General features: G+C 67.3%; 22 protein-coding genes and 1 pseudogene. 9 read left to right on the plus strand and 14 right to left on the minus strand.

Annotated features, from left to right (window positions below; all coding sequences use genetic code 11):
• The 9 genes and pseudogenes from ASG79_RS24130 to ASG79_RS12170 form a co-directional block, all read right to left on the minus strand.
• Positions 1–178: pseudogene (locus tag ASG79_RS24130) on the minus strand (endonuclease); the annotation flags it as partial.
• Positions 179–377: 199 nt separating this feature from the next.
• Positions 378–1,028, minus strand: coding sequence for a uracil-DNA glycosylase (locus ASG79_RS12135; RefSeq protein WP_056391385.1), 651 nt, complete (start codon positions 1,026–1,028; stop codon positions 378–380).
• Positions 1,025–1,765, minus strand: coding sequence for a HEAT repeat domain-containing protein (locus ASG79_RS12140; protein WP_056391387.1), 741 nt, complete (start codon positions 1,763–1,765; stop codon positions 1,025–1,027). The genes ASG79_RS12135 and ASG79_RS12140 overlap by 4 nt, the downstream gene beginning before the upstream one ends.
• A gap of 32 nt (positions 1,766–1,797) precedes the next feature.
• Positions 1,798–2,778, minus strand: coding sequence for an aldo/keto reductase (locus ASG79_RS12145; protein WP_056391390.1), 981 nt, complete (start codon positions 2,776–2,778; stop codon positions 1,798–1,800).
• A 98-nt stretch (positions 2,779–2,876) separates the two neighbouring features.
• Entirely contained in the window at positions 2,877–5,708 is a 2,832-nt protein-coding gene (locus ASG79_RS12150) for a molybdopterin-dependent oxidoreductase (protein WP_056391393.1), read from the minus strand.
• Positions 5,709–5,710: 2 nt separating this feature from the next.
• Positions 5,711–6,646 carry an FAD binding domain-containing protein gene (locus tag ASG79_RS12155; RefSeq protein WP_018769705.1) on the minus strand — a complete coding sequence of 312 codons (936 nt, stop codon included), beginning with the start codon at positions 6,644–6,646 and terminating at the stop codon, positions 5,711–5,713.
• Entirely contained in the window at positions 6,637–7,854 is a 1,218-nt protein-coding gene (locus tag ASG79_RS12160; RefSeq protein ID WP_018769704.1) for an XdhC family protein, read from the minus strand. The genes ASG79_RS12155 and ASG79_RS12160 overlap by 10 nt, the downstream gene beginning before the upstream one ends.
• Before the next feature lie 99 nt (positions 7,855–7,953).
• Positions 7,954–9,495 carry an NCS2 family permease gene (locus ASG79_RS12165; protein WP_056391396.1) on the minus strand — a complete coding sequence of 514 codons (1,542 nt, stop codon included), beginning with the start codon at positions 9,493–9,495 and terminating at the stop codon, positions 7,954–7,956.
• Between the two features lie 9 nt (positions 9,496–9,504).
• On the minus strand, positions 9,505–9,999 hold the full coding sequence (locus ASG79_RS12170; protein ID WP_018769702.1) for a nucleoside deaminase: 495 nt from the start codon (positions 9,997–9,999) through the stop codon (positions 9,505–9,507).
• Between the two features lie 401 nt (positions 10,000–10,400).
• Between ASG79_RS12170 and ASG79_RS12175 the strand changes: the two genes are divergently transcribed.
• Both ASG79_RS12175 and ligD read left to right on the plus strand, forming a co-directional pair.
• Positions 10,401–11,771 carry an 8-oxoguanine deaminase gene (locus ASG79_RS12175; protein ID WP_018769701.1) on the plus strand — a complete coding sequence of 457 codons (1,371 nt, stop codon included), beginning with the start codon at positions 10,401–10,403 and terminating at the stop codon, positions 11,769–11,771.
• A gap of 31 nt (positions 11,772–11,802) precedes the next feature.
• Entirely contained in the window at positions 11,803–13,047 is a 1,245-nt protein-coding gene (gene ligD / locus ASG79_RS12180) for a non-homologous end-joining DNA ligase (RefSeq protein WP_056391399.1), read from the plus strand.
• Between the two features lie 30 nt (positions 13,048–13,077).
• On the opposite strand, the gene ASG79_RS23850 is transcribed toward ligD, so the two are convergent.
• Positions 13,078–13,248, minus strand: a complete 171-nt coding sequence (locus ASG79_RS23850) for a hypothetical protein (RefSeq protein ID WP_018769699.1) — start codon at positions 13,246–13,248, stop codon at positions 13,078–13,080.
• A gap of 371 nt (positions 13,249–13,619) precedes the next feature.
• On the opposite strand from ASG79_RS23850, the gene pucL reads away from it, so the two are divergent.
• Both pucL and ASG79_RS12190 read left to right on the plus strand, forming a co-directional pair.
• Positions 13,620–14,528 carry a factor-independent urate hydroxylase gene (pucL, locus tag ASG79_RS12185; RefSeq protein WP_018769698.1) on the plus strand — a complete coding sequence of 303 codons (909 nt, stop codon included), beginning with the start codon at positions 13,620–13,622 and terminating at the stop codon, positions 14,526–14,528.
• A gap of 134 nt (positions 14,529–14,662) precedes the next feature.
• Positions 14,663–16,168 carry a nucleobase:cation symporter-2 family protein gene (locus tag ASG79_RS12190; protein ID WP_056391402.1) on the plus strand — a complete coding sequence of 502 codons (1,506 nt, stop codon included), beginning with the start codon at positions 14,663–14,665 and terminating at the stop codon, positions 16,166–16,168.
• Positions 16,169–16,257: 89 nt separating this feature from the next.
• Here ASG79_RS12190 and ASG79_RS12195 read toward each other — a convergent pair whose 3' ends face one another.
• The gene (locus tag ASG79_RS12195) at positions 16,258–17,013 is read right to left on the minus strand and encodes an IclR family transcriptional regulator (RefSeq protein ID WP_018769696.1); all 756 of its coding nucleotides are present in this window, start codon (positions 17,011–17,013) and stop codon (positions 16,258–16,260) included.
• A gap of 221 nt (positions 17,014–17,234) precedes the next feature.
• Between ASG79_RS12195 and ASG79_RS12200 the strand changes: the two genes are divergently transcribed.
• From ASG79_RS12200 to ASG79_RS12215, 4 genes are read left to right on the plus strand one after another with little or no spacing between them, the layout of a single operon-like run.
• Complete coding sequence (locus ASG79_RS12200) at positions 17,235–18,683, plus strand: NAD-dependent malic enzyme (RefSeq protein ID WP_056391405.1); 1,449 nt, start codon at positions 17,235–17,237, stop codon at positions 18,681–18,683.
• 34 nt (positions 18,684–18,717) lie between these two features.
• Positions 18,718–20,316: a malate synthase A gene (gene aceB / locus ASG79_RS12205; RefSeq protein ID WP_056391409.1), complete on the plus strand. Its 1,599-nt coding sequence runs from the start codon at positions 18,718–18,720 to the stop codon at positions 20,314–20,316.
• Positions 20,317–20,319: 3 nt separating this feature from the next.
• Complete coding sequence (locus tag ASG79_RS12210; RefSeq protein ID WP_056391412.1) at positions 20,320–21,597, plus strand: DUF6986 family protein; 1,278 nt, start codon at positions 20,320–20,322, stop codon at positions 21,595–21,597.
• Positions 21,598–21,614: 17 nt separating this feature from the next.
• Positions 21,615–22,427 (plus strand): bifunctional allantoicase/(S)-ureidoglycine aminohydrolase, encoded by an 813-nt coding sequence (locus ASG79_RS12215; RefSeq protein ID WP_018770567.1) that lies wholly within the window; start codon positions 21,615–21,617, stop codon positions 22,425–22,427.
• A gap of 85 nt (positions 22,428–22,512) precedes the next feature.
• Here ASG79_RS12215 and ASG79_RS12220 read toward each other — a convergent pair whose 3' ends face one another.
• On the minus strand, positions 22,513–23,694 hold the full coding sequence (locus tag ASG79_RS12220) for a zinc-dependent alcohol dehydrogenase (RefSeq protein ID WP_056391415.1): 1,182 nt from the start codon (positions 23,692–23,694) through the stop codon (positions 22,513–22,515).
• Positions 23,695–23,886: 192 nt separating this feature from the next.
• Between ASG79_RS12220 and ASG79_RS12225 the strand changes: the two genes are divergently transcribed.
• Positions 23,887–24,135: a hypothetical protein gene (locus tag ASG79_RS12225; RefSeq protein WP_056391418.1), complete on the plus strand. Its 249-nt coding sequence runs from the start codon at positions 23,887–23,889 to the stop codon at positions 24,133–24,135.
• A 37-nt stretch (positions 24,136–24,172) separates the two neighbouring features.
• Here ASG79_RS12225 and ASG79_RS12230 read toward each other — a convergent pair whose 3' ends face one another.
• On the minus strand, positions 24,173–24,886 hold the full coding sequence (locus ASG79_RS12230) for an HAD family hydrolase (protein WP_056391421.1): 714 nt from the start codon (positions 24,884–24,886) through the stop codon (positions 24,173–24,175).
• Positions 24,886–25,176: a hypothetical protein gene (locus tag ASG79_RS12235; RefSeq protein WP_018770571.1), complete on the minus strand. Its 291-nt coding sequence runs from the start codon at positions 25,174–25,176 to the stop codon at positions 24,886–24,888. The genes ASG79_RS12230 and ASG79_RS12235 overlap by 1 nt, the downstream gene beginning before the upstream one ends.
• Positions 25,177–25,193: the final 17 nt, after the last annotated feature.

Consider the following 25,193-nt stretch of genomic DNA (forward strand, 5'->3'; position numbering starts at 1 on the left):
CGACCTCCCGGGCCCCGGCGAGGATGTCCAGGCACCCATCCGCCAAACCGGCCAGCGGATCAGAAACCGCATCAGCATCCGCGAACGCCTCCAGACCCTCCCCATCCACCTCAGCCTGAAGCACAGCAAGGGCAGCACGGATCTCCTCGAACGCCCTCACCACCGCCGCTTTCCCCATAAACCCATCATGGCAAGGGGGTCCGACATCTTTCATCCTGCAGGAGTTTGCGGTCTTCTCCCGCCATGGCCTCATCCAGNCCTCAGCCTGAAGCACAGCAAGGGCAGCACGGATCTCCTCGAACGCCCTCACCACCGCCGCTTTCCCCATAAACCCATCATGGCAAGGGGGTCCGACATTCTGGCCGTGAAGAGTCAGGTCAATCCTGCAGCCTTCCCTCAAGCAACTCCTCGAGTCCCCGCTTGAAGCCGGACCGGCCGCCATGGGCAGGATGCCGGATCTTAGGGGCAGCCAGGCCGCTGCGCTGCAGGCTGTGCTGGGCCACATTTCCCACTGCCACGATGGAGCTGATCCCGAAGATCTCCGCGAGCTCCTGCCAGAAGGATGTTCCGAGCTTGGTTTCCGAGGGTTTTGGTGTGCGGTTGGACAAGGGCTTGCCGGGCTGGTGGGGGTGCCAGGGGAAAGCACTCCAGAGCAGCGGTACGATGTCCACTTCTTCGAGGACTTGCCACAGCACCGTTGCAGTAGGTTCGGCGGCTATTCCCGCGGCGTCCGGCGGCAGCACATAGCCTTTGCCGGGGCCGAAGAGTCCAAACCTGTTGACGGGACCTTCGATGATGGTCCTGTTGGTGAAGGGCACGCCCGTGATCCGCATGCCCCTAAAGCCCGGGGCCTCACCCACCAGCAGTACCCTGGGCCGCCGGTCCAGCATTTCCTGCAGGTAGATCTCAAGGTTGCGCCGGCGCAGCTCATTCGCCGGGACGGAACGGTTGAAGAAGTTGTTGCAGGCCGGCCCGGCCTCGACGGCGGCCAGCCGCTCAACGAAGGCTTGAATTGCTGGCGCTGTCATCCGCCGGAGTGGTCCAGGACCGCCGCAACGCGTTCCGCTGCCGGTGCGTCCGCGCGGGACAGCCGGGCTTTCCGAAGGTTTTCGCGCACGATCCAGCGGACATCCTTGTCCTGGCTGGCTGCCCACCGCTCCAGCCGCGCGAAGCCCAGGGCAGGGGAAGCGGCCGCGGCAACGCTCCAGCAATAGCCGAGCCCCTGGCGCAGCACGCGGAATTGATCCAGCTTCCGCGATTCCGGGCCGGTTCCTTCGACCGACGCCGTGATCCGGTCGAGGGTTTCCACTGCCTTGGCTGCATCTTCCGGTACGCGGAGCAGCCGTGGTTCGCAGACCCCGGCTGCAAGGGCACGTTGGACCAGGGGCTTCCCGTCCACCCATTCCCTGGCCAACGCCCACAGTGCCCGCATGTCCGCGTCTCCCAGCCGCTGCAGGGCCATGGCAACACCTTCACGAACCCGCCAGCGCCCGTCCTCCGCCATGACCCTTAGTGTTTCCGCGGCGCGCTGGTCACCCGCGGCAAGCAGGCGGCCGAGGCCGACAGCAGCGCACATGGCAAGGTACTCGTCCGGACTGTCAACGAGCCGTCGGATGAGGCCGGGATCCGCCACGTCGGCGAACGCCGCAACCAGTTCAAGGTTGCCGCGCGGCCCCGGCAATCCTGACTCGGCGCGGAGGTACGCCTCCCATTGCGCCGACGGCAGCGCTTCCAGGACCGCCCGGTAGTCCGACGTCTTGGTCATCGTTCAACTCCCTGCCGCCCACAGGTGCTGCCTTACCAGCGGGGGTGGATGGCCTCACGGAAGTAGTGGTCGTAGATCCAGCGGACGCCGGCGTCGAACTCTTCGCTGATGCTGACCGTGGCCGCAGCGGCGTTCGCCCTGGCCTGATCCACGTTGCGCGCGCCGGGGATCACCGAGGTGACGCCGTCCTGCGCGGCAATCCAGGCAATGGCCGCCTGCGCGGTGGTGGCGCCCTCCGGCACCAGCTGTTCGAACTCCGCCACGGCCTTCAGGCCCAGTTCGTAGTCCACGCCGGAGAAAGTCTCGCCAACGTCGAACGCCTCGCCCTTGCGGTTGTAGTTCCGGTGGTCGTTCTCCGCGAAGGTGGTCTCTTTCGAGTACTTCCCGGACAGCAGGCCGGACGCCAGCGGCACGCGGGCGATGATGCCCACCCCCGCCGCTTTGGCGGCCGGAAGCACCTCGTCCAGCGGCTTGAGCCGGAAGGCGTTCAGGATGATCTGCACCGAGGCAGTTCCCTCGTGGCGGATGGCTTCGAGGGCCTCGTCCGTCCGCTCCACGCTGACGCCGTAGTTACGGATGGCGCCTTCGGCCACAAGGGTGTCCAGGGCGTCGTAGACCTCGTTGTTGCTGTAGACCGGGGTGGGCGGGCAATGCAGCTGGACCAGGTCCAGGGTGTCCGTGCCCAGGTTTTTCCTTGAGCGGTCCACCCATTGGCGGAAATTGGCCAGCCTGTAGTTTTCCGGCCGCTGTTCCATCCGGCGGCCCATCTTGGTGGCAACCGTGACGCCGAGGCCCGGGTTGTCCGCCAGGAACTTCCCGATAGCCTGCTCACTCTTGCCGTCGCCGTACACGTCTGCGGTGTCGAAGAGGGTGACCCCGGCCTCCACGGAGGCGGCGAGGATGGCCTGCGCCTGTGCCGGGTCCACGTTGCCCCAGTCCGCGCCGAGCTGCCAGGTGCCGAGCCCCACGATGGAGACGTTCCGTCCGGTCTTGCCTAAAATCCGCTGTTCCATCCCCTGACTATATGCAACGATGCAACCCGCAGTCAGGTTGCCCCGCTGCGAACACCTTTTGGGCCTTCCGCACGCACGGTGCGGGCAGGGCCCCGGCGTTATGACCGGGCGTGCTCGAGCTTGGGCACCAGCCCCGCCTCCTTCAGCCCCAGGTAGATGCGGTCCCGGGCAATTGGCAGCGACGCGAAGCGCACGCCCGTGGCGTTGCGGATGGCGTTGGCCAGCGCCGGCGCCACCGGGTTGAAGGGGCTTTCGCTCATCGATTTGGCCCCCAGCGGCCCCATCTTGTCGTTGGTGTCCGCGAAGTACACCTCGCTGCGCGGCACGTCCGCAAAAGTAGGGATGTGGTACTGCCGCAGGATGTCCGTGGTGACCTTCCCGGCGTCGTCCACCACCACCTCCTCGTAGAGCGTGGCGCCAAGGGCCTGGGCGATCCCACCTTCGATCTGGCCGCGGCACTGCCGCGGGTTGACCACCACGCCGGCGTCGGCCGCCTGCACGCTTTGCAGGATCTTCAGCTCGCCGGTGCCGCGGTTCACCGCCACCCGGAAGCCGTGCACATTGAATGCGACGGAGCGCGGAGTCCCGCCCCAGCGCCCCTCGGCGGCGAGTTCGACGCCGGCACTCTCCGCGGCCTGGGCCAGTTCAGACAGTGCCACGGGAGTCCCGTCGACCACCAGGACGTCGTCCTCAAGGACGCAGGCGGACGCCTGGGTCTGCCGGATGCCGGCGGCGAATGCACGGATCCGGACGGCCAGTTCCTCTGCTGCGGCGAGGGTGGCCTTGCCGGCCACTACGGTGCCGGCCGAGCCGAAGGCGCCGGTATCGTGCTCTACCAGGTCCGTGTCCGATTGCCGCACCGCCACCCTGGACGCTTCCGTGGAGAGGGCGGTAGCGGCAAGCTGGGCGTGCACCGTGGTGGTGCCGTTCCCGAACTCGGCGGTCCCGACGTCGGCCTGGTACGTTCCGTCCGGCAGGAGCCGGAGCCTTGAATGGGCAAAGTGGCCGCGCGGCGGCACGGTGTCGATCATGGACAGGGCCGTGCCTTCGCCCACCATCCAGTCAGGCCCCAGGTCCTCAAGGCCGGCCTGCCGGTAGCGTTCGCGGCCGCGGTCCAGCGCGTCCCTGACCAGGTCCAGGCATTGGTCCAGCCCGTAGCTGCCGTAATGGACGTCCTCTTCCGGGTCCGGCTGGGTGGACAGCATGTGGTCCCCTTCCCGGACCATGTTCCGGCGGCGGAACTCGAACGGGTCCATGCCGATCCCGGCGGCGAGCTCATCCATGGCGGACTCGACGGCGAAGATCATCTGGCTCAGCCCGTACCCGCGGAAAGCTCCGGACGGCACGGTGTTGGTGTACACAGAATGCGCGTCCACCTTCTTGTTGGCGCAGTTGTAGACCGCCAGCGATTCGCCGCAGCCGTGGAACATGACGCCGGGGCCGTGGTTTCCGTAGGCGCCGGTGTTGGTCACCACGTCCAGCTCCAGGGCCGTCAGCTTCCCGTCCTTGCTGGCTCCGGCCTTCAGCTTGATGGTGAAGGGGTGCCGGGTGGTGGTGGCGGTGAACTGTTCGGTGCGGGTCAGTTCCAGCTGGACGGGCCGCCCGAGCTTGAGGGCCGCGAGCGCCACGAGGTCCTCGGTGAGCACTTCCTGCTTGCCGCCGAACCCGCCGCCCACGCGGCCGGCCACCACATGCACCTTGTCCTCTTCCAGGCCGAAGATCCGGCACAGGGTGCGGCGGACCAGGAAGGGGACCTGGCTGGAGGTGCGCACCTGCAGCCGTCCTTCAGCGTCCACCGAGGCGATGGCTGCATGGGTTTCCAGTGCCACGTGCTGGACCCGCTGGGTTTGGTAGGTCTTTTCGTGGATGAAGTCGGCGGCAGCGAAACCGTCGGCCACGCTGCCCAGCTCCGAGTGGAGCTCCGCCACCACGTTCCGCTCAGGCCGGGCGATCCGGGAGCCTGCAGCATCCTTGCCACCGTGGACCAGCGGGGCGCCGGGCAGCAGTGCATCCTGCGGTGAGAGGACCGCCGGGAGTTCCTCATAGTCCACCCGGAGGGCACGGACGCCGGCTTCCGCGGCGCCCACCGATTCAGCCACGACGGCGGCCACCCGCTGCCCAATGAACCGGACCACGTCATCGAGCACCCGGGTGTCATCGGGGTCGTCCGTGAACAGCTCGTGTTGTGCGGTGGAGAACAGCTGTTCCGGGGCGTCTTCGGAGGTGAAGACGGCTACCACGCCGGGAACCCTCAGCGCCGCAGCCTTGTCGATGGACACCACCCGCGCGTGGGCATGGGGCGAACGGAGGATCTTCAGGTGCAGCAGCCCCTGCAGCTGCTCCGGCGGCACGTCCAGGGTGTACCGGGCAGCGCCCGTGACCACCGCGCGGCTGGCCGGCGCCGGGACGTCATCGCCCAGCCGGCCCGGCTCCGGATCCGGCTGCCCGTCCCCTGCGATGCCGGAGCCCGGCCCCTGGGGATCCGGGCGCCCGGCGTCCCCGCAGACGGCATCCGCGATGGCACGGTAGCCGGTGCACCGGCAGAGGTTGCCTTTGAGGTTCCGGGGCAGGTTCTCCTTCTGTTCATCTGTGAAGGTGGCGGCCGTCATCACCATGCCGGCCGTGCAGAAGCCGCACTGGAAGCCCTGGCGCTCCAGGAACTGCTGCTGCACCGGGTGGAGCTGCCCGTCGGGGCCGCCGGCACCCGCGAGCCCCTCGATAGTGGTGACGGCATGGCCCTCCGCCCGGACAGCCGGGTAGATGCAGCTGTGGACCGGGGTGCCGTCCACGTGCACCGTGCAGGCACCGCAGTCGCCGCCGTCACAGCCTTTCTTTACCCCAAGGTTTCCCTGCTCCCGCAGGAACGTGCGCAGGCACTGCCCGGGACGGGGTGCCGCGTCCGCGGAAATTCCGTTAATCTCGATGGCCATGCTCAGGCCCCTTTCGAAAGAGTTGTGGGCCCGGGCCCCGGCATCCCGCCGGTCCGGGGCGGCCAGAAGTCCCCGGACACAGCCAGTCCCGGCGTTCCCTGCGGCGCTGCCAGCTCGCCGCGGATTTCCTCGGCCAGCCGGTACGTCATGTCGCGGCGCCAGGCGGGCAGCCCGTGGATGTCGTCGTGGTAGAGCTCCGCCGGAATATGGTCATCGAGTCCGGCCGCCAGCCGGTCCGCGTCCGGCAGCGCGTCGAAGCGCAGCTGCACGGGCCGCTTGGTGGCGGCGGTGACGGTCAGCACCAGGGAGGTGCCGCCGTCGAGCCTTCCAATGAGCAGCACGCCGGACCGGCCCAGGTTGCTCAGGGACAGGCGGCGGAACGCCACGCGGGCGGAAAGGGCCGACGCCGGGAGGTGGACGCTGCGGAGCAGCTCACCGGGTGCCAGGGCGTTTTTCGCGTCGCCGGTGATGAAGTCCGCCACCGGAAGGGTGCGGCTGCCGCCATCCGGTGCGATGAGGGTGGCTGTGCCGTCCAGTCCGGCGCAAAGCGAAATGACGGGCCCGGCGGGCAGCGAGGTGCAGAGGTTGCCGCCCACGGTGGACATGTTCCACACCTTGAAGGAAGCCACGAAGGAGTCACAGCATGCCCGGACCAGGTCCAGCGCCCGCCAGCCGCGGTCCGACACATCCGGAAGCCCGGGAAGGCTGTACAGCCCGGCGATGGTGCAGGTGGCGGCAAGCTCGATCCCGTCGTCGGTGACGGTGATGGGCGTCCAGCCTGCGGCGCCGAGGTCCAGGAGCCGTTTGAGCGGCTGGGGCCCGAAGGCGTAGCTGCCGTAGGAGAAAAGGACCGTCCCGCCGGCAAGCCAGGCGTCGCCGTCGCGCCATTCCGCGGGGTCGGTGGTGCGGACCACCGCTTCAATGGTGTTCATGTCCATGCAATCTCCTGCTTGTCAGAGTCTGTAGGCGCCGGCGTGGGCGCGGGGTGGGGGTGGATGGTGCCGGAGGTTTCGCGCAGCGGCAGGCAGCTGGCGGCGCGGTTGCGGGCAGCGATGATTTCCGCGGTGATGGACACCGCCACTTCGGCGGGGGTGGCGGCACCAAGGTCCAGCCCGATGGGTGAGTGCAGCTGGGCGATCCGCTCCGGCGGGACACCCGCGCTGAGGAGTTCGCCCACCCGCTGGAGGTGGCTCCGGCGGGAGCCCATGGCGCCAACGTAGGCGAGGTCCAGGGCCAGCGCGGCTTCCAGCAACGGGATGTCGAACTTCGGATCATGGGTCAGGACGGCGGCCACGGTGCGGTGGTCCGTCCTGCCCGCAGCCGCTTCCGCCGCCAGGTACCGGTGCGGCCACTCGGCCACCACCTGGTCGGCGGCGGCAAAACGGGGCTGCCTGGCGAAGGCGGGCCGGGCATCAACCAGGGTCACGTGGTAGCCCAGCAGCTTCGCAGCCGGTACCAGCGCCGCGCCGAAGTCGTTGGCGCCGAACACCAGCATCCGCGGCGGGGCCAGCCGCGACTCCACGAGGACGGCGGACCCGTCCATAGGCTGCGCTGTCCGGTCTGGCAGACAGTCCCCTGCCCCGGGAATACTGACCAGTCCGGTGCCACCGAGGCGCAGGATGGCCTCCACCTGCAGTGCCGCCTCCCCCTGGAGGAAGGACAGCTCCGGGGATGCGGCCACGCCGGCCGTGGCGGGATGGTGCAGTACGACGGCGGCGCCTCCCGGGCTGCCCAGCAGCCGTACCAGGGCCATGGGTTGGTCCGGGCCGGGTTCGGCGAGTTGCAGCAGGGCGGTGCGCAGCGGATGGGCGGGTTCGGCCGGAACCGCGGCAGGCACCGGCTGGATGTGGATGTCCAGCCGTCCCCCGCAGGTGAGCCCGGCGGCGAAGGCGTCGGCGGCACTGAACCCGTAGGACTCAAGGCGCGGGCCGCCGTCGTCCATTGCCTCCTGGGCGAGCACCACCACGGCGCCTTCCACGCAGCCGCCGGAGAGGCTGCCCAGCACCTCGCCGGATTCGGTGACCAGCATGGATGTTCCCACCGGCCGGGGCACGGAACCGGACGCCGCCACGATGGTGGCAACGGCGAACTGCCCGTCTGCAAGCCGGTGCAGCCACGGGCCCAGCGAAGGGATCAGGTCAAGCATGGCGGCACTCCTTCTTCCGCGCGGCGGTGGTGTCCATTGTCGGTCCTGGCAGGGGCCGGGCCAAGGGTTGGCCCGGCCCCCGGTGTGGCTGGGGCAAGCTCAGCCTCCGAGCAGGTGGTTGATCGGACCGCGGGCGAAGTACACCAGGAACCCGATGCTCACCACCCACATCAGCGGATGGATTTTCTTCGCCTTGCCTGACGCAGCCCCGATGACGGCCCAGCTCACGAAGCCAACACCGATGCCGTTGGCGATCGAGTAGGTCAGCGGCATGGTGACGATGGTCAGGAATGCCGGCAGGGCCACGGTGAACTTGGTGAACTTGATCTCCCGGATCTGCGCCATCATCATCGCCCCCACCACCACCAGGGCGGCGGCCGCGACCTCGAGCGGCACCACGCTGGTGAGCGGGGTGAGGAACATCGAGCCGAGGAACAGCACGCCGGTGACCACCGAGGCCAGGCCGGTCCGTGCCCCTTCGCCGATGCCGGCGGCGGAGTCGATGTACACGGTGTTGGAGGAACCGGAGGTTGCCCCGCCCGCCACGGCGCCGAAGCCTTCCACGATGAAGGCCGCTTTCAGCCGCGGGAACGTGCCGTCCTTGTGGGCGACGCCGGCGCTCCTGGCCAGGCCGGTCATGGTTCCCATGGCGTCGAAGAAGTTGGTGAACACCAGCGTGAACACCAGCATGGTGGCGGCCAGGCCGCCGATCCGGGCGAACGAGCCGAACAGGTCGAACTGCCCCACCAAACCGAGGTCCGGTGCCGAGACCAGCCGGCCGGACAGGACGGGGGTGTTCAGGTGCCAGCCGCCGGGGTTGGTGGCGCTGGCCGGGCCAAGCTTCAGGACGGCTTCCACGACGGCGGCCAGCACGGTGGTGCCGACGATGCCGATGAGCAGGCCGCCCTGGACCTTGCGCGCCACCAGGATCCCCATGGCAAGGAGGCCGATGACGAAGACGAGCGTGGGTACCGAGGTGATGGAGCCGCCGTCGCCCAGTTGGACCGGCGGACCGCCTGCCGTGGGCCGGACGAAGCCGGAGTCCACGAAGCCGATGAAGGCGATGAACAGGCCGATGCCCACGGTGATGGCGGCCTTCAGTTCCTTGGGCACTGCCCGGAAGATGGCGGTCCGGGCGCCGGTGACGCCGAAGAGGACGATCAGGATGCCGTTGATCACCACCAGGCCCATGGCCTCGGGCCAGGTGACTTCCTGGATCACCGAGACGGCCAGGAAGGAGTTGATGCCCAGGCCGGCGGCAAGTCCGAAGGGCAGGTTGGCGATGAGCCCAAAGAGGATGGTCATGACGCCGGCGGTGAGGCCGGTGACGGCACCCACCTGGGCTGCGGATAGCCAGCCCCCGGCGACGTCGGTGGGGGCGTTGTCCGCGCTGAACCCGCCGAGGATGAGGGGGTTCAGGATGACGATGTACGCCATGGTGAAGAAGGTGACCAGGCCCCCGCGGAATTCGCGGGCAAGGGTTGAGCCGCGCCGGGTGACCTGGAAGAAGCGGTCCAGGAAGGATTCCGGGGCCGGCGGCAGCGGGACGTGCGGTCCCTGTGCCGAAGTGCGCGGCGCCCGCCGGGAGGTGCTGGTGGTTGGAGCCGGATGCTCCTCGTGGGAATGGTCCAGGATGGTCATCCCAGCCGCCTAGTAGTCGATCCTGGATTCGAGCGTGTTCCAGGTGTTGAACGGCTCCAGTGGTGCCGGGGCCTGGGGATCGCCCAGCTCCAGTTTGGATACCGGCATCAGGGAGTCCCTGTCCTGGTTTTCGAAGTATTCGTAGAAGACGGCGTCGTCAAAGCCGACGGAGGCGGCGTCGTGGCGGTCCGCGGCGTAGACCACGCGGCCCACCCGGGCCCAAAGTGCGGACGCCAGGCACATGGGGCATGGCTCGCAGCTGGTGTACAGGACTGCGCCGCTGAGGTCGAAGGTGCCCAGTTCGCGGCAGGCGGTGCGGATGGCGGTGACTTCGGCGTGGGCGGTGGGATCGTTGTCCGCTGTGACACGGTTGACGCCGTCGAACGTTTGGCCGTCCGCCGTGACGATCATGGCGCCGAACGGGCCTCCGCTGTTAAGGACGTTGGCCGTTGCCAGCCGGATGGAGCGGGCCAGAAATTGTTCGGCCGTGACGGTGGTACTCATGATGCGACTTCCTTTTGCCGGGAAGCCTGATGCCGTGCAGTACCAGTAGAACCAGGTGCGAACGGTTACCAGGCTTCAGCATGTGCTGTGAAGGTTAAGTTGCGCCTGGTAGATAGCTTCCCCGAGGAGGGGCGCCCGCCTTTGGCAGAATCGAGATTAGCACCGCTTTGTGGGCTGCGCCATAGTTTTCTGGAAATTTAATTTCGCAATGTGAAATCCATGTTTCGACGCCTTCACGGCGGATGCCGCCACGCAGTGACAATCACGTCCATTGACGCAGGTGGAGGCGTTTTCCTAGTCTGATCCCACCCGTCCTGCCTGCAGGTGGCGGGCACCTGGATCAGCAGACAGGGCCTCACTGAGCTGGAACAACTGCCACTGCGCCCAGAACAGGACATCCCATGCCCCAGCCCCATCCAGCGCCCGCCTCCCGCCTGTGGATCCGGAGCCCCCTGGCCGCCTTCACCGCCAACACTCTTGACGCCTCGGGTGGCGTGGTGGTCAACGGCGGAGTGATTGAAGAAGTCCTGGCAGCGGGGCAGAAGCCGGCCGCGCCCTGCACCGAAACGTTCGACGCCGGCAGCCACGTCCTGCTGCCGGGCCTGGTCAACACGCACCACCACTTCTACCAAACCCTCACCCGGGCCTGGGGTCCGGTGGCCAACGCCCCGCTGTTCCCGTGGCTGCAGAACCTTTATCCGGTGTGGGCCCGGCTGACGCCGAAAGACCTGGAACTGGCCACCACGGTGGCCCTTGCCGAACTGCTGCTCTCGGGCTGCACCACCGCTGCCGACCACCACTACCTTTTTCCCGCGGGCCTTGAGGACGCCATTGACATTGAAGTGGAGGCGGTGCGCCGGCTGGGCATGCGGGCCACCCTCACCCGCGGGTCCATGACGCTGGGAACGGACGACGGCGGCCTGCCGCCGCAGTCCACCGTGCAGGCCCCGGAAGTGGTGCTGGCGGACAGCGAGCGCCTGGTGGGCCGGTACCACGAGCGCGGCGATGACGCGGTGATCCAGATTGCGCTGGCGCCGTGCTCCCCGTTCTCGGTAACCAAGGAGATCATGGCCGAAAGCGCGGCCCTCGCCGGGCGGCTGGACGTCCGGCTGCACACCCACCTGGCAGAAACCCTCGACGAGGAGGACTTCTGCCGGGAGATGTTCGGGCTGCGGACGGTGGACTACCTGGACAGCGTCGGCTGGTTGACGGACCGCACCTGGCTGGGCCACGGCATCCATTTCAGCGACGCGGAGATCGCCCGGCTGGGTGCCGCGGGGACCGCGGTGGCGCATTGCCCCACCTCCAATATGCGTCTGGCGTCAGGCACCGCCCGGGTCCTGGAACTGGAAGACGCCGGAGTTCCGGTGGGGCTGGGCGTTGACGGTTCGGCATCCAATGACGCCTCCAACATGATCCTGGAAGCGCGGCAGGCCCTCTACCTCCAGCGGCTGCGGTACGGGGCCGACGTACCGGTGGAACGGGCCCTGGGCTGGGCCACCCGCGGATCCGCCGCGGTCCTGGGCAGAACCGGACTGGGCCAGCTGGCACCCGGGATGCAGGCGGACCTGGCACTCTTCCGGCTCGACGACCTGCGTTTCTCCGGCAGCCACGATCCCGTGGCCGCCCTCCTCCTGTGCGCCGCGGACCGGGCGGACCGGGTGATGGTCGGCGGCCAGTGGCGTGTGGTGGACGGCCAGGTTCCGGGATTGGACGTGGCGGGGCTCATCGCGGAGCACTCCGCCGCGGCACGACGCCTGATAAACGGCTGACAGGGATACTGGCCGCTGCTACCGTGGCGGCATGACTCCGTCAAAGACGCCGGCCGAAGTCCTGGATATCGAGGGTGTTGAGGTCCGGATCTCCAGCCCGGACAAGGTGGTATTCCCCCAGCCGGGGCTGACCAAGCTTGACCTCGTGCGCTATTACCTGGCTGTGGCGGACGGAGCGCTGCGGGGTGCGGGAGGGCGGCCGATGGTGCTCAAGCGGTTTCCCAAGGGGATCGACGCGGAGCCGTTCTTCCAGAAGCGCGTCCCGGAAAACCACCCGCCCTTTATTGACACCACCACGCTGCATTACGCGTCCGGGACCTCGGCGGAGGAGGCAGTGATCCGCGATGCGGCCGGCCTGGCCTGGGTGATCAACCTCGGCTGCCTTGACCTGAACCCGCACCCGGTCCGGGCAGAGGACCTGGAACACCCGGACGAACTCCGCGTGGACCTGGACCCCATGCCGGGAGTGGACTGGCCGCAGATCGTGGACGTGGCCTACGTGGCGCAGGAGGTCCTGGCGGACGTGGGCATGGAGGGGTGGCCGAAGACCAGCGGTTCGCGGGGGCTGCACATCCTGGTGCGCATTGCCCCGGAGTGGTCCTACCGCGATGTCCGGCTCGCTGCGGAAACCCTGGCCCGGGAGGTGGAAAACCGCGCTCCCGGACTCGCCACGGCACGGTGGTGGAAGGAGGAGCGCGGCGAGAGCGTGTTCGTGGACTTCAACCAGAACGCCAAGGACCGCACCGTGGCCTCCGCCTATTCAGTCAGGCCGCTGCCCGATGCCCGGGTCTCGGCGCCGCTTACCTGGGAAGAGGTGCGCACCGCCAGGCCGGAACAGTTCACGGTGCCCACCGTCCTGGAGCGGTTCGCCGAGATCGGCGATCCGCATGCGGGTATTGACGGCGCGGTGGGCAGGCTCGATGGCCTCCTGGCCCTTGCCGAAAAACTGGGTCCCGCAGAGAAGGCACCGCGCGGCGGCAACGGATCCGGACGCCGGCAGTCGGTGATGCCGCTCATCGAAGTGGCCCGGACCAGGACCAAGCCCGAGGCGCTCGCCGCGCTCGATGAATGGAGGTCCCGGCACGCCGGAGTCGTGGCGGCCCTTCAGCCCGCCGATGTCCTTGTGGACGGGATGCGTGGATCCAGCTCGCTCTGGTACCGGGTGCGGGTAAACCTGCAGCATGTACCCGAGGCGGACCGCCCGCCCCAGGAGGAGCTCGTCGCGGACTACGACCCCTGGGCGGGCAAGCAGTGGCCCGGAGGCCCCGGCTCCTGACGCCCGGCCAGGGGTCAGCGGCGGCCGGGGTCAGCGGCGCCCGAACACCGGAAGGGCGCGGAGCCAGCGTGAAAAGCCTCCGGACCGCCGCTCGTGGTCGGCCGGAATGTAGAAGTCGGGATCACTGGCTCCGAAGGGCAGGTACAACTCCTGGCCCGGCGCCGGGAATTCCACAACCTGGTTCTGTTCCTGGGGGTTCATCTGCTCCTCCTGTTCCTATAGCGTTTCCGTATCTCGGAATTTATTTATTGCTATATGAAAAGTGTAGGTAGTGGAGCAGCTTGACGTCAACGGTTCCGTCAATGGTGCTCCGGGGCCGGCTGGGCATACGGCAGTCATAAAATGATTTTTGGCCTTGTGATGTACACCACCGGTTTGCGGAGGTACGCTGTTAGGCAACTCGTGGCGCACGTCACGTAACCTGGGAGCAGCAGGCAGGGTCGTAATGAGCTGGCATCAACGGATGCCGGCTCTTTTTTGTTGGGTCGGCTCCATCGGAAACGCGCATGAAATGCGCGCTTAATTTCAGTGATGGAACCTAGGTTCCACTTACCGGAAGTTGGGAAAAGACCATGAGCAGCAAGATCATCCTCGGCGAAAACCAGTACGGCAAGGCAGAAGTGCGCGTCGTCAAGATCACCCGCGACACCAACCGCCACGAGATCGAGGACCTGAACGTCACCTCGCAGCTGCGGGGCGACTTTGCCGCGGCCCACCTTGAGGGCGACAACGCCCACGTGGTGGCCACGGACACCCAGAAAAACACCATCTACGCTTTCGCCCGTGAGGGCATCGGCTCGCCGGAAGCGTTCCTGCTGCGCCTCGGCGAGCACTTCACGTCCAGCTTCGACTGGGTCACCGGGGGCCGCTGGGAAGCCGAGTCCTACGCATGGAACCGGATCCAGGCCCACGGCAGCGAACACGACCACTCGTTCGTCCGCAACGGCCAGGAAGTCCGGACCGCCGTCCTGGTCCGTGACGGGGCCACCAGCCACCTGATTTCCGGGCTGAAGGACCTCACCGTCCTCAAGTCCACCCAGTCCGGCTTTGTCGGCTACCCCCGGGACCGCTACACCACGCTTCCCGAGACCACCGACCGCATCCTTGCAACGGACGTTTCGGCCCGCTGGCGCTTCAAGACCGGCACCGATTTCAGCGCGCTGGACTTCAACAAGAGCTACGACGACGTCAAGGGCCTCCTGCTCGAAGGCTTCACGGAAAAGTACTCCCATGCACTGCAGCAGACCCTGTTCGACATGGGCGCCAAGGTCCTGGAGGCGCACAGCGAAATCGACGAGATCAAGTTCTCCATGCCCAACAAGCACCACTTCCTGGTGGACCTTTCCCCATTCGGCCTGGACAACCCCAATGAGGTCTTCTACGCGGCCGACCGCCCGTACGGCCTGATCGAGGCCACCGTCCAGCGCGAGGACGCTGCGGCGGCCCCGGCCGCCTGGTCGGGTATCGCCGGCTTCTGCTAAAGCACGACAACAGGTTTCGACGGGCCCAACCACCATTGGCGGCTGGGCCCGTCGAGGCCACCCCACAGCTTCACCTGTTAGCCAGACAACGTTAGCCAGACGATGACGTCTGCCATGAACCAAGAAAGTCTGCCATGAACACCAAGAAGAAACTGGCCACTCCAGCCGCCGAGAAAGGCGCACGGCCCGCCCGCCCCGAGGACCAGCGCCTCCCGATCGGAAGCATGTTTGCCTACGGCTTCCAGCACGTCCTCACAATGTACGGCGGCATCATTGCCCCACCCCTGATCATCGGCGCGGCCGCAGGCATGAACTCCCAGGACATTGGCCTGCTCATTGCGGCCTGCCTTTTCGTTGGCGGCCTGGCCACCATCCTGCAGACGGTCGGCGTCCCCTTCTTCGGTTCGCAGCTGCCGCTGGTCCAGGGCGTCTCCTTCGCAGGGGTCTCCACGATGGTGGCTATCGTCCACGGCGGCGGGGGCATCCAGGCCGTCTTCGGTTCGGTCATCGCGGCCTCCCTGATCGGACTGCTGATCACCCCCCTGTTCTCGAAGATCATCCGGTTCTTCCCGCCGGTGGTCACCGGCACGGTGATCACCACCATCGGCCTGACGCTGATGCCGGTTGCCGCAAACTGGGCCATGGGCGGCAACAACAAGGCGCCCAACTACGGCAGCGTTGCGAACATCGGCCTGGCAGCAGCCACCATGGGCATCGTCCTGCTGTTGAGCAAGGTGGGCAGCGCCGCCATCTCCCGGCTGTCCATCCTGCTGGCCATGGTCCTGGGCACGCTGATTGCCGTCGCGTTCGGCATGGCCGACTTCTCCAAGGTGGGCCAGGGCGGGATCGTCGCCTTCCCCACCCCCTTCGCGTTCGGACCGCCCACGTTTGAACTCGCCGCCATCATCTCCATGCTGATCGTCATCCTGGTCACCCTCACCGAGACCTCCGCAGACATCATTGCCGTGGGCGAGATCGTTGGAACCAAGGTGGACTCCAAGCGGATCGGCAACGGCCTGCGGGCGGACATGCTGTCCAGCGCCGTCTCCCCGCTGTTCAACTCCTTCACCCAGAGCGCCTTCGCGCAGAACGTAGGCTTGGTGGCCATCACCGGCGTCAAGAGCCGGTTCGTGGTCAGCGCCGGCGGCGTGATCCTGGTGGTCCTTGGCCTGCTGCCGGTCCTTGGCCGGGTGGTGGCCGCGGTGCCCACCCCCGTCCTGGGCGGTGCCGGCGTCGTGCTCTTCGGCACAGTTGCGGCCAGCGGCATCCGGACATTGTCCAAGGTGGACTACAAGAACAACATGAACCTGATCGTGGTGGCCGCCTCCATCGGCTTCGGCATGATCCCCATCGCCGCCCCGGCCTTCTACGACCAGTTCCCGTCCTGGTTCGGCACCATCTTCCACTCCGGCATCAGCTCGGCCGCCGTGATGGCCATCCTGCTGAACCTGCTGTTCAACCACCTCCGGGCCGGAAATTCGGACAACCAGTCCGTTTTCGTGGCCGGCACGGAGCGGCTGGTGCGCTCGGAGGACCTCCGGTGCCTGGCCGAAGGCGACCGCTTCGAGAACGGCAAGCTCATCGACTGCGACGGTAAGGAAGTCCCCATCCAGTCAGCCGGCAAGGCAACAGAGCACTGACCTTCCACGCAAACGACGACGGCGGCCCGCTCCGGAAAGGAGGGGCCGCCGTCGCGCGTGGTTGGCACCGCCCGCGCAGGGCAGGTGCGTCAGGTGCGGTTGAGCTCGCGGGAGATGGCCTCGGCCGCTTCGCGGAGGACCGGCACGGCCTTGTCGGCGAAGTCCTCGTCCACCCGGGATACGGGACCGGATACGGAAATCGCCGTGGGGGTGGGCGCGTTGGGCACTGCCATGGCGAAGCAGCGGACACCCAGTTCCTGCTCTTCCTCGTCAATGGAGTATCCCCGCTCGCGGATGAGCTTAAGGTCCGCCAGGAGTTCGTCCACGTCTCCGATGCTCTTGGCGGTAGGGGTGGGCATCCCGGCCCTGGCCACGATGCCGCGGACCGTGTCGTCGTCGAGTTGGGCCAGGATGGCCTTGCCCACGCCGGTGGCATGGGTATGGGCGCGCCGGCCCACTTCGGTGAACATGCGCATGGAATGCAGCGACGGCACCTGGGCCACGTAGATCACCATGTCCGAGTCCAGCACAGCCATGTTGGAGGTCTCCCCCAGCCGGTCCACCAGGATCTTCAGCTGCGGCTGGGCCAGGGCACCCAGCTGTTTGTTGGCACCCTCCCCCAGCCTGATGAGCCGGGGACCAAGGGCGTAGCGCCGGTTGGGCAGCTGGCGGATGTAGCCCAGCGACACCAGCGTCCTCAGCAGGCGGTGGATGGTGGGCAGCGGCAGGTCCGTGGAGGACGACAGCTCGCTGAGCGTGACGTCGCCGCCGGCATCGGTGATGAGTTCCAGCAGTTCGAAAACGCGCTCCACCGACTGCACCCCACCAGAGGCTTTTTCTGCCATTCCGTTGTCTCCTACGGCTCGGAATCCGACAACTCTTATCCGCATCGTGAAAAGAGTTGCTTAGAACACCCAAGATACAGCACGCGGGTTTCCACGGCGACGTTGGCCTCCGGTCGCAATCGGAGGGGTTGTGTTTCCATAAAGTAGATAATAATATCCATAATACGAAAACATTCGGATCCGAGCAGCAGCCGGCCCAAGGCCCAACAGGAGGACATTCAATGGCGAACCCCAGCCCCGGAAATTCGATCACCCTGCGCGTGGAAGCACCGTCAAGCTTCAGCGCCACCAGCGAACTCGCCGCAGCCGTGGGAGCCGCAGGCGCAGCAATCACCGCCCTGGACGTCAGCGAATCCCACCACGAGACCCTGGTGGTGGACGTCACCTGCAACACCACCGACGACGCCCACGCCGCCCGCGTCAAGGACGCCCTGGACGCGCTCGACGGCGTCACGGTCCAGCATGTCTCGGACCGCACGTTCCTGATGCACCTGGGCGGCAAGCTCGAGGTCGTCCCGAAGGTAGCCCTGCGCAACCGGGACGACCTCTCCCGCGCCTACACGCCCGGCGTCGCCCGCGTTTGCCTGGCCATTGCCGAGGATCCCGCGGCAGCCCGCAACCTGACGGTCAAGCGCAACACCATCGCCGTCCTCACCGACGGTTCGGCCGTCCTGGGCCTGGGCAACATCGGCCCCGCCGCAGCCCTCCCCGTAATGGAGGGCAAGGCTGCCCTGTTCAAGCAGTTCGCCAACGTGGACGCGTGGCCGGTCTGCCTGGACACCCAGGACACCGAAGAAATCATCATGATCGCCAAGGCCATGGCCCCCGTCTACGGCGGCATCAACCTTGAGGACATCGCCGCCCCGCGCTGCTTCGAGATCGAGAACCGGCTCCGCGAGGAGCTGGACATCCCCGTGTTCCACGATGACCAGCACGGCACCGCCATCGTCACGCTCGCAGCCCTGGTCAACGCCCTGCGCGTAGTGGACAAGAAGCTGGAGGACGTCAAGATCGTGGTCTCCGGCGTCGGCGCCGCCGGCTCCGCCATCATCCAGCTCCTCAAAGCCCAGGGTGCGCGGCACATCATCGCCGCCGGCCGCTCCGGTGCCATCCACTCCGGCGAGACCTACGGGGATGAGCACCGCAGCTGGATCGCCGCGAACACCAACGGGGAAGGCTTTGCCGGTAGCCTGCACCAGGCCCTCGTGGGCGCGGACGTCTTCATCGGCGTCAGTGCACCGCACGTGATCGGCGAGGAGCAGGTGGCAGCCATGGCGGAGAACGCCATCGTGTTCGCCATGGCCAACCCCACGCCCGAGATCGATCCCGTCATCGCGTCCCGGCACGCCGCCGTGGTGGCCACCGGGCGCAGCGACTTCCCCAACCAGATCAACAACGTGCTGGCATTCCCCGGCTTCTTCCGCGGCCTGCTGGACGCCGGAGCCTCGGACATCACACCGGACATGCTGGTGGCCGCCGCGGAGGCCATTGCCAACCGCGTGGCTGACGATGAGCTGAATGCCAGCTACATTATCCCCAGCGTCTTCGATCCCCATGTGGCTGCCGACGTTGCCGCAGCGGTGGCCGCGGCCGCCCGGTCCGCACACGTTGCAACGGCTGAACCGGCCGATTCCGCCTTGGAACCAGCAGCAGCACTGGCTTCCGCCTGACCGCCCGACGTCCAGCCAAAGGAAAGGACCAGAAATGGCCATCACCGTCACAGACCCCCGGCCCATCGCACGCGCAGAGGAGATCCTCACGCCCAAGGCACTGGCCTTCGTGGAGGAACTTCACAACCGGTTCGCCGGCACGCGCAACGAGCTGCTGGCGGCCCGCGCCGTCAAGCGGCAGCGGGTGGCAGAAACCGGCAAGCTGGATTTCCTGCCGGAAACCAAGGACGTGCGCGACGGCGACTGGAAGGTTGCGCCCGCACCGGCAGCCCTGCAGGACCGCCGGGTTGAGATGACCGGGCCCGCCTCGCCGGCGAAGATGGCCATCAACGCCCTGAACTCCGGCGCCAAGGTGTGGCTGGCGGACCTCGAGGACGCCAGCACACCCACCTGGGCCAACGTCATCGACGCCATCCTGAACCTCCGGGACGCCGCCCAGGGCACCCTCAGCTACACCTCGGAGGAAGGCAAGGAGTACCGCCTCCGCACCGACGCGCCGCTCGCCGTGGTGGTGGCCCGCCCCCGCGGCTGGCACATGCAGGAGAAGCACCTGCTGGTCAACGGCGAGCCGGCCGTGGGTGCGCTGGTGGACTTCGGCCTGCACTTCTTCCACATCGCCAAGCAGCTGGTGCTCAACGGCCAGGGGCCGTACTACTACCTGCCCAAGATGGAGAGCCACCTTGAAGCCCGGCTGTGGAACGACGTGTTCGTCTTCGCGCAGGACTTCCTGGGACTGCACCAGGGCACCATCCGCGCCACCGTACTGATCGAGACCATCCCGGCCGCCTTCGAGATGGACGAGATCCTGTACGAACTGCGGGACCACGCCTCCGGCCTGAACGCCGGCCGCTGGGACTACCTGTTCAGCATCATCAAGTACTTCCGGGACGCCGGCGAGGAATTCGTCCTCCCGGACCGCGCGTCCGTGGTAATGACCGCGCCCTTCATGCGTGCCTACACCGAACTCCTGGTCAAGACCTGCCACAAGCGCGGCGCCTTCGCCATGGGCGGCATGGCCGCGGTGATCCCCAACCGGCGCCACCCGGAAGTCACCGAGGCTGCCTTCGAAAAGGTGCGGGCGGACAAGACCCGCGAGGCAAACGACGGCTTCGACGGCTCCTGGGTTGCCCACCCGGACCTGGTCCCCACCTGCCGCGAAGTCTTCGACTCGGTGCTGGGTGACAAGCCCAACCAGGTGGACAAGCAGCGCCCGGACGTCTCGGTCACGGCGGAGCAGCTGCTGGATGTTTCCTCCGCCGACGGCCAGGTCACAGAGGCCGGCCTGCGCCTGAACCTCTACGTGGCTGTCGCCTACACGGCCGTCTGGCTGTCCGGAAACGGTGCCGTGGCCATCCACAACCTGATGGAGGACGCCGCCACCGCGGAAATCTCCCGCTCACAGGTATGGCAGCAGATCCGCAACAAGTCCGTCCTGGCCGACACCGGCAACACCGTGACCAGGGAACTGGTGGAGCGGATCCTGGCCGAGGAGACGGAACGGCTCCGCACGGAGTTCGGCGACGAAGCGTTCCGCCGCTACTACCAGCCGGCCAGCGAACTGATCGCGGACATCTGCCTCTCCGACGACTACACGGACTTCCTCACCACGCCGGCCTACGAACTGGTGGGCTGAGGCATGGCCGCAGCATCCAGGCCCTCGCTGTCCGCAGGGGACCTCGCGCACATCGACGGGCAGCTGGCCGCCACCGACCGGCTGCTGGAGCGCAACTACCCGGGCGACGACGGCTCCCGCCAGCCCGTGCATACGGTCTACGTGCCCGCGGACCGGTTCACGCCGTCGTTCGCTGCCGACTGGGGCGCCCAGGCGCTGGCTGTGGCCAACGCCCACGGCGGCCTGGAAGCACTGGGCCGGCTCCTGGGCCAGGAAGGCAGCCTCGCCGAAGCAGTCGCCGGGCGCGTGGAAGCGAAGCTCACCAGCGAACCTATCGAGGACCTGCGCCTCGATTTTGAGGACGGCTTCGGGGACCGGGGCGACGACGCCGAGGACGCCGCCGCGGTTGCCGCGGCGTCCGCGGTGGCCGCCGCCGTCTCGGCCGGGTCCGCTCCCCCGTTCATCGGCATCCGCTTCAAGTGCTTCGAGGCGGCCACCCGTGCGCGGGGGCTGCGCACCCTGGACTTGTTTGTCTCCGGCCTCGCCGCCGCCGGCGAACTGCCGGAGGGCCTGGTCCTGACCCTGCCCAAGGTCACCACCGTGGCCCAGGTCCAGGCAATGGACTACGCGGTGTCGCGGCTGGAGGAAGTCCACTCGCTGCCCGCCGGACGGCTCCGCTTCGAGGTCCAGGTGGAGACGCCACAGCTGATCCTCGGCCCCGACGGCACCTCCCCGGTGGCGCAGCTGCCGCATGCCGTGCCGGGCCGGATCAGCGGGCTGCACTACGGCACCTACGACTACTCGGCGTCGCTGCAGATCTCTGCCGAGTACCAGTCCATGGAGCACCCGGTGGCCGACTTCGCCAAGGAGGTCATGCAGCTGGCCGTCGCCGGCACCGGCATCAGGCTCTCCGACGGGTCCACCAACATCATCCCGGTGGGCGACAACGTGGAGAACGCCTGGCAGCTGCACGGGCGCCTGGTCCGCCGGTCGCTGGAACGCGGCTACTACCAGGGCTGGGACCTGCATCCGGCCCAGCTGCCCAGCCGGTTTGCCGCCACCTATGCGTTCTACCGCGAGGGCCTGCCGGCCGCCGCCGCCCGCCTGCGGAACTATGTGGAGCGGACCGAAGGCGGCGTCATGGACGAGCCCGCCACCGCACGGGCCCTGGCCGCCTTCGTGCTCCGCGGCGTCCAGTGCGGCGCAGTCGGTGCGGATGAAGTCCAGGCGCTTGCCGGCGTCGGGATTCCGCAGCTCACCGCGCTGGCGCACCCGCGGCTCGCCACCACGTCAAACTCCTAAGAAAAGGACCTTCGTTCATGGGCAAGTACTACTACCCGCAAGGCGGCCTGCCGCCGCAGACCCACCTCACCACCGAGCGCGCCATCGTCACCGAGGCTTACACGGTCATCCCCAAGGGCGTGCTGACGGACATCGTCACGTCCAACCTGCCCGGCTTCTCGAAGACCCGCTCCTGGATCATTGCCCGCCCCATCTCCGGTTTCGCCACCACGTTCTCGCAGCTGATCGTGGAAATCGCTCCCGGCGGCGGGGCGCCGAAGGCGGAGTTCGAGGAAGGCGTTGAGGGCGTCGTCTTCGTCACCAAGGGCACGGTCAACCTGACCCTCGACGGCGAGCTGCACCAGCTGGAGGAGGGCGGCTACGCCTACCTGGCGGCCGGCGCGCAGTGGGGGCTGGAGAACATCTCCGACGACATCGTGTCCTTCCACTGGATCCGCAAGGCCTACGAGCGCCTGGAAGGCTATGAGGCCAAGTCCTTCGTCACCAACGAAAAGGACGTGGCGCCCACGTCCATGCCGGACACCAACGACGTCTGGAAGACCACCCGCTTCACGGACTCCAGCGACCTCGCCCATGACATGCAGGTCAACATCGTGACCTTCCAGCCGGGCGGCGTGATCCCGTTCCCGGAAACCCATGTCATGGAGCACGGCCTGTACGTCCTGGAGGGCAAGGCCATGTACCTGCTGAACAACGACTGGGTGGAGGTGGAGGCCGGCGACTTCATGTGGCTGCGTGCCTTCTGCCCGCAGGCCTGCTACGCCGGCGGCCCGGGTGAGTTCCGCTACCTGCTCTACAAGGACATGAACCGCCAGGTGAAGCTCACCTAGGAGTTTTCCGGCCTGTCCGGACAGGAGCAGGGGCGGTTACGGATTTCCGTAACCGCCCCTGCTTGTGTGTACAGACACCCGGGCATCAGGCGCCGGGGTTGAGGACCACCTTGATGCAGCCGTCTTCCTTCTTCTGGAACTTTTCGTACAGGGCGGGCGCACCCTCCAGGCCGGAGCGGTGGGTGACCAGGTCCATGACGCCAAGCGGATCGGCGTCGTCCTCCACCAGCGGGATGAGCTGGTCCGTCCAGTTACGGACATTGCACTGGCCCATGCGCAGCTGGAGCTGCTTGTCGAACATGGTCATCAGTGGCATGGGGCTGGCTTCGCCGCCGTAGACGCCGCTCAGCGACAGGGTGCCGCCGCGGCGGACCGCGTCGATTGCGGTATGCAGCACGGCCAGCTTGTCCACGCCGGCAGTCTCCATCGCTTTCTGTGCGAGCTTGTCCGGCAGGAGGCCAAGGGCCTGGTGGGCGAAGCCGGCCACCGGGGAACCGTGCGCCTCCATACCGACGGCGTCCACGATGCCGTTCGGGCCCCTGCCGTCTGTTATCTCCCGCAGTTCGTCGGCGACGCCTTTGCTGTAGTCAAGGGTTTCCACGCCGTGGCGGGCGGCCATTTCACGCCGCTCCGGGACCGGGTCCACACCAATGACCCGGTAACCGCGGTGGATCCCGATCCGGGTGGCGAACTGGCCCACGGGCCCCAGCCCGAAAACCGTCAAGGTGCCACCGGGCTGGACATTGGCGTACTCCACGCCCTGCCACGCCGTGGGCAGGATATCGGAAAGGAACAGGTAGCGTTCATCCGGAAGCTCGCTGCCTACCTTGATGGGGCCATAATCCGCGTGCGGGACGCGAAGGAATTCCGCCTGCCCGCCGGGTACGGATCCATACAGCTCGGAGAAACCGAACAGTGCCGCGCCGGAACCCTTCTCCTGCACCTGTGTGGTTTCGCACTGCGACTGCAGGCCCTGGCTGCACATGAAGCAGGAACCGCAGGAGATGTTGAAGGGAATCACCACGCGGTCGCCCTTGCGGAGGTTGGTGACGCCGCTTCCCACTTCTTCCACGATGCCCATCGGCTCGTGGCCGATGACGTCGCCCTTGTGCATGTATGGCCCCAGGACTTCGTAGAGGTGCAGGTCCGAGCCGCAGATGGCGGTGGAGGTGATCCGGACGATCGCATCCGTCGGTTCCTGGATGACGGGATCGGGTACTTCTTCAACGCTTACCGACCGTTTTCCTTGCCACGTCAGTGCTTTCACAGTCTCCCTTTCACTCTGTCCTGCCGCCGGGCTCTCTCCGGGGGCGTGCGAAGGGCGCCTGCAGGCACCCTTTCTTCGACGCTATCTGTTTTAGGGGAAAAAAGTAAGCATGCTGATGAAAACCTTGTGACCGCCGTCGACTGCTCCTAGCGTAGGAAGGGCAGGCAAAAGACAACGGGAAAGAGGAATGCCATGTCGCTGTACCAGCCGGAACCAGTCGAGATCTCCACCCGCATGCGTCCGGGTGAATGGACGGAAGAAAGCCTGGCTGAGCTGGTCAGCACCTACCGCGCGCGGATCGCGGAAATGGGCGCGCCCGCAGCAGAGGTGGCCACTGACATCGAGCGGAATGACGACGGCTCGGTGAAGGTGGTGGTGTCGTGGACGAAGCCCGCCGTCGCCGGCAACGAGGATTCGGTGCCCGGCGGCCAGCCGTTATGACCGCCGCCAGGCGTGGGTGCCGTCAAGCGGGGTGCTGTCAGGCGTTCGGCTGGAGCGCGAGCAGCCGGCCAATGGCACTTGAGCCCAGGTTTTCCAGCAGGTCGCGTGGTCCCTGGTAGACCTCCGCCGCGCCGGCGTCACGCAGCTGGCCGGCCTGGATTCCACCGCAGGTCACGCCGATGGAAGGGATCCCCAGCGCCGCCGCCGCCTTCATGTCCCATACCGCGTCCCCGACGTAGACAACGTTTGCGGCATCGAGGCCGGTGGCCGCCAGGGCCGCCTCCAGGATGTCCGGCGCAGGCTTGCTTTCCTCCGCATCATTCGCGCTGGTGGCGGCATCGATGAAGGGGTCGGCGTCGAGGACGGACCGCATCACCTGGAGGTCGCGGTCCCTCGCCGAGGATGCCAGGGCCACGGCCAGCCCGCCTGCATGGCACCGGCCTAACAGTTCCTTGGCCCCGTCGAGGGCGCGGAGGGAGGGCCAGTGCGAGGCATACAGCGCGCCGTGGCTGGCCATGATGTCCTCATCCTCGCCGCGGTCGCGGCCGGATGGCAGGAGATTGTCCACCAGCCGGGCGCCGCCCATGCCAACGAGTTGGTGAATGGCCGCCATGGGCACGTCGTGGCCGTACTGGCGGAACGCCCCCCACCAGGCGACGGTGTGGATGTAGGACGAGTCGATCAGCGTCCCGTCAACGTCAAAGAGGACCCCCCGGCGCGGGCCGCCCGGGGGTGGAGTGGAACCCGGCATCAGCTCACGGCTGCCCGTCGTGCCTCCGGCGCTTTCTTCCGCCGGGCCGCCTCCTCCTTGGGGGAGTTGACGGGCCGCACGCGGTCGCGGATGACCGATCCGGCCCCGTCCAGGCTCTTGTCCCGGATCAGGCCGGTGCCGGCAATTTCCCGGGCCATCGCGACGCCCGCCACAGCAGCCCTCTTGGTGGGAAAGGTTACCGAGATGGCCATCAGGTTCCCGCTTCCGTCCATCATCCTGATCCGGTACCCGCCGTCGGGGGCATCAACGAGCTCAAAATATCCGGCCATAACTATCACTCCTCCAT

The sequence above is a fragment of the Arthrobacter sp. Soil761 genome (assembly GCF_001428325.1).
Taxonomy (GTDB): domain Bacteria; phylum Actinomycetota; class Actinomycetes; order Actinomycetales; family Micrococcaceae; genus Arthrobacter.

Excerpts from the sequence above, each read along its gene's own strand:
- ASG79_RS12135 (WP_056391385.1), bottom strand. The coding sequence starts at position 1,028 with ATGACAGCGCCAGCAATTCAAGCCTTCGTTGAGCGGCTGGCCGCCGTC.
- ASG79_RS12140 (WP_056391387.1), bottom strand. The coding sequence starts at position 1,765 with ATGACCAAGACGTCGGACTACCGGGCGGTCCTGGAAGCGCTGCCGTCG.
- ASG79_RS12145 (WP_056391390.1), bottom strand. The coding sequence starts at position 2,778 with ATGGAACAGCGGATTTTAGGCAAGACCGGACGGAACGTCTCCATCGTG.
- ASG79_RS12150 (WP_056391393.1), bottom strand. The coding sequence starts at position 5,708 with ATGGCCATCGAGATTAACGGAATTTCCGCGGACGCGGCACCCCGTCCC.
- ASG79_RS12155 (WP_018769705.1), bottom strand. The coding sequence starts at position 6,646 with ATGGACATGAACACCATTGAAGCGGTGGTCCGCACCACCGACCCCGCG.
- ASG79_RS12160 (WP_018769704.1), bottom strand. The coding sequence starts at position 7,854 with ATGCTTGACCTGATCCCTTCGCTGGGCCCGTGGCTGCACCGGCTTGCA.
- ASG79_RS12165 (WP_056391396.1), bottom strand. The coding sequence starts at position 9,495 with ATGACCATCCTGGACCATTCCCACGAGGAGCATCCGGCTCCAACCACC.
- ASG79_RS12170 (WP_018769702.1), bottom strand. The coding sequence starts at position 9,999 with ATGAGTACCACCGTCACGGCCGAACAATTTCTGGCCCGCTCCATCCGG.
- ASG79_RS12175 (WP_018769701.1), top strand. The coding sequence starts at position 10,401 with ATGCCCCAGCCCCATCCAGCGCCCGCCTCCCGCCTGTGGATCCGGAGC.
- ligD (WP_056391399.1), top strand. The coding sequence starts at position 11,803 with ATGACTCCGTCAAAGACGCCGGCCGAAGTCCTGGATATCGAGGGTGTT.
- ASG79_RS23850 (WP_018769699.1), bottom strand. The coding sequence starts at position 13,248 with ATGAACCCCCAGGAACAGAACCAGGTTGTGGAATTCCCGGCGCCGGGC.
- pucL (WP_018769698.1), top strand. The coding sequence starts at position 13,620 with ATGAGCAGCAAGATCATCCTCGGCGAAAACCAGTACGGCAAGGCAGAA.
- ASG79_RS12190 (WP_056391402.1), top strand. The coding sequence starts at position 14,663 with ATGAACACCAAGAAGAAACTGGCCACTCCAGCCGCCGAGAAAGGCGCA.
- ASG79_RS12195 (WP_018769696.1), bottom strand. The coding sequence starts at position 17,013 with ATGGCAGAAAAAGCCTCTGGTGGGGTGCAGTCGGTGGAGCGCGTTTTC.
- ASG79_RS12200 (WP_056391405.1), top strand. The coding sequence starts at position 17,235 with ATGGCGAACCCCAGCCCCGGAAATTCGATCACCCTGCGCGTGGAAGCA.
- aceB (WP_056391409.1), top strand. The coding sequence starts at position 18,718 with ATGGCCATCACCGTCACAGACCCCCGGCCCATCGCACGCGCAGAGGAG.
- ASG79_RS12210 (WP_056391412.1), top strand. The coding sequence starts at position 20,320 with ATGGCCGCAGCATCCAGGCCCTCGCTGTCCGCAGGGGACCTCGCGCAC.
- ASG79_RS12215 (WP_018770567.1), top strand. The coding sequence starts at position 21,615 with ATGGGCAAGTACTACTACCCGCAAGGCGGCCTGCCGCCGCAGACCCAC.
- ASG79_RS12225 (WP_056391418.1), top strand. The coding sequence starts at position 23,887 with ATGTCGCTGTACCAGCCGGAACCAGTCGAGATCTCCACCCGCATGCGT.
- ASG79_RS12230 (WP_056391421.1), bottom strand. The coding sequence starts at position 24,886 with ATGCCGGGTTCCACTCCACCCCCGGGCGGCCCGCGCCGGGGGGTCCTC.
- ASG79_RS12235 (WP_018770571.1), bottom strand. The coding sequence starts at position 25,176 with ATGGCCGGATATTTTGAGCTCGTTGATGCCCCCGACGGCGGGTACCGG.